General features: G+C 39.7%; 2 protein-coding genes. One reads left to right on the top strand and one right to left on the bottom strand.

The window, feature by feature from the left end:
• Window positions 1-122 precede the first annotated feature (122 nt).
• Window positions 123-2,885, top strand: coding sequence for a DNA gyrase/topoisomerase IV subunit A (locus EA412_07840; GenBank protein TVR78790.1), 2,763 nt, complete (start codon window positions 123-125; stop codon window positions 2,883-2,885).
• A gap of 71 nt (window positions 2,886-2,956) precedes the next feature.
• Here the strand turns inward: EA412_07840 and EA412_07845 are convergent, their stop codons facing one another.
• A complete protein-coding gene (locus tag EA412_07845) occupies window positions 2,957-3,145 on the bottom strand; it encodes a hypothetical protein (protein ID TVR78791.1) in 189 nt (62 codons plus the stop codon).
• Between the last annotated feature and the right edge of the window lie 346 nt (window positions 3,146-3,491).

A 3,491-nucleotide genomic window follows, 5' to 3' on the forward strand; every position in this document is an offset into this window, starting at 1 on the left:
ACTGCCCTAAAACCCATACAATCAATGTGCATAAAAAAATGACTTTCTGTGTGTAAATTATCAAAAGCTTCTTTTCTTTGTAGTTCAATAATGAAAGATATCAATTACAGCCCAAAAGTTTCATGTCAGAAGTAAACGATAATTTAGAAGAACTCAATAGCGAAGACCCGAAATCTACGCTGGTTAAAGGTATGTACGAAGACTGGTTTCTGGACTATGCTTCCTACGTAATCTTAGAGCGTGCCGTACCTGCCATCAACGACGGGCTAAAGCCGGTGCAAAGACGGATTATGCACTCCATGAAAGAAATGGACGACGGCCGTTTCAATAAAGTCGCCAATATCATCGGGCAAACCATGCAGTACCATCCTCACGGAGATGCAGCCATTGGAGATGCCATCATCAATTTAGGACAGAAAGATTTACTCATAGAAACACAGGGAAACTGGGGCGATATCCGCACCGGAGACTCCGCAGCAGCTCCGAGATATATAGAAGCCCGTTTATCAAATTTTGCAAAAGATGTATTGTTCAATCCGGAAATCACCGAGTGGCAATTGTCTTACGATTCCAGAAAAAAAGAACCGGTATGCTTTCCCGCTAAATTCCCATTAGTACTGGCACAGGGAGTGGAAGGAATTGCCGTGGGACTGGCTACACGTATAATGCCGCACAACTTTATCGAACTCCTTGAAGCTTCTATCAATTACCTGAAAGGAAAACCTTTTGAATTGTTACCGGACTTTCCAACCGGTGGTATAGCTGACTTTACCGAGTATAAGGAAGGTTTGAGAGGCGGTAAAATCAGAATGCGTGCAAAAATTGAAAAATTAGATAAAAAAACACTGGTCATTCGGGAAATTCCTTTTTATTCTACCACAAATTCTTTGATTGATTCCGTCATCAAAGCCAATGATAAAGGGAAAATTAAAATAAAGAAAATCACAGATAATACAGCTGAGCATGTAGAAATTCTCATAGAACTCCAAAGCGGTATTTCACCCGATTTAGCAGAAGATGCTTTGTATGCTTTCACTGATTGTGAAATTTCTGTATCGCCCAACTGCTGTGTCATTAAAGAGGATAAGCCCGTATTTATGGGTGTTAATGACATTCTGAAATACAGCACCGAACATACCCGTGATGTCCTCCGGCAGGAACTGGAAATTCAGCGTAAAAACCTGCTTGAAAAAATTCACTTTGCTTCATTGGAGAAAATCTTCATTGAAGAACGCATTTACCGCGACATAGAAGAATGTGAAACCTGGGAAGCTGTCATTGAATCCATAGACGAAGGTCTCAAACCTTTTTTGAAAGATTTTTACAGAGAAGTTACCCGTGAAGATATTATTCGCCTGACAGAAATTAGGATTAAACGTATTTCCAAGTTTGACTCCAATTATGCGGACGACAACCTGGCCAAGCTGAAAGCAGAACTAAAAGCCGTTGAGCACAATCTCGCCAATATCACCGATTATACGATTGAGTTCTTCAAAAAACTTATTTCTAAATACGGCAAAGGCAAAGAACGTAAAACCGAAATCAGGGTTTTTGAAAACATACAGGCATCACAAGTGGCAGTGGCTAATCAGAAGCTATATGCCAATTTTAAAGAGGGTTTCATAGGCACCGATTTGAAAAAAGACGAGTTTGTCTGTGATTGCTCTGACCTTGACGACATCATAGTATTCCGTGGTGACGGTAAATATCTTGTCACCCGCGTTTCCGACAAAACATTTGTAGGCAAAGACATCTGGCATGTGGGCGTTTGGAAAAAAAGCGATGAGCGCATGGTCTACAATGCCATTTACACAGACAGCAAGAGTAAACGCACTTTTGTGAAACGTTTTCAGGTGAAATCCATCACCCGCGATAAGGAATATGATGTAACGCAAGGACATGAAGGGTCAATTATGAGGTATTTAACTGCTAATCCCAATGCAGAAGCAGAAACGATTACTGTTACTCTAACGCCCGGTTGCAGTGCCAGAAAAAAAGTCTTTGACTTCGATTTTTCAGATTTAGAAATTAAAGGAAAAGGCTCTAAAGGAAATACCTTAACCCGTTATCCGGTGAAAAAAATTGTGCAGAAAGAAGCGGGAGTTTCCACACTTGGGGGGATTGATATTTGGTTAGATGAAGTAGTCGGCAGATTGAATACTGATGAACGGGGGAGGTATCTCGGTAATTTTTCCGGAGATGACAAAATCCTGGCAATTTCCAAAAAAGGCTCATATACCTTAACTACTTTTGAGCTGACGAACAAATATGATTTACAGGACTTACTGATAGTTGAAAAGTTCAATCCGGAAAAGGCAATTACAGCCATTCATTTTGATGGTGAGAAAGGCAATTATTATGTAAAACGCTTTTTGGTAGAAACCACTTCAATCGGGCAGGCATTCACTTTCATCAATGATGAGCATAAAAACTCAAAACTGGAATTAGTAACTACGCACCAGAAGCCTGCTATAGAATTACACATGCGTAAAGGTAAGTACAAGGAAAAAATTCAGGAAACTGTTGAATTAGCTGAATTTATTGATATCAAAGGTTGGCGGGCAATTGGTAACCGCCTGACTACGAATACTGTTGATAAAATCATAATGATAGACAGACCTGAAACAGAAACTCAAACCGAAACACCAACAGATCCGGATGATACTCTCTTCCCGGAAACCACCTCTAACAAGCCGGAACCGGAAGAGAAAAAAGCAGAAAAACCTACACCGGAACCCGAAAAGGAAAAACCGGCAAACAAATCTGAAGACAAACCTAAATCTTCAGACACCAAAAAATTCCAACCCGGCCAAACTATCGAATGGGATTTGAATGAAGAAAAGAAAAAAGACAATGACAAACCCGAGCAGGGGAGTTTGTTTTAGCTTTACAAGACCCGAGATAAAGTAGGCAGGGTGAGAAGTCCCAAGAGCCCAAGAAGACCAAGACCCAAATTTCAAGAAATCAAAAATTCAAAGGCAGCAATTTTATTAGCCTGCTCATAAAAGGGACTACCTAAAAATAATCCGTCATTATGAGCGCGACTACCGTAAATAATGGATTTTGTACATGCTCCCAAGTCGCGTGTGATAATCTCCTGAATAGAAAGAGCTGGATATGGAAAAATTATGATGGAAAATGTCAAATGGAAAATGTTGTGAAAGGTCTCCCAATTAATACGGAGATGCTTCCTGACGTCAGCATGTCATGTAAGAGAAAGGCTTTTCTTATTCATTAAATTGTTAGAAAAACTTTAATAGTATTTTGAACCTCATGCCCCCAATCAGGAGATTGTCACACTTCAAGCATGCCCGCAAGGCTACCTTTTTGAAGACAATGACGGTGAGGTGTGAGGCAGTTCTTTGTCCATTTTCTTCTCAATGAGTAAGTTTTTAATTTTATTTGTCAAGGAGGAATTCAGCCGCGATTTTTTTGTTAACCCTTTTTTTCTAAAAAAAAGGGTTAGTAAGGTATTTTTAATGTAAAAATTA

This window comes from Chitinophagaceae bacterium (assembly GCA_007695095.1).
Lineage (GTDB): Bacteria > Bacteroidota > Bacteroidia > Chitinophagales > REEL01 > REEL01.

Coding starts and splice junctions, on each gene's coding strand:
- EA412_07840 (TVR78790.1), top strand. CDS start 123: ATGTCAGAAGTAAACGATAATTTAGAAGAACTCAATAGCGAAGACCCG.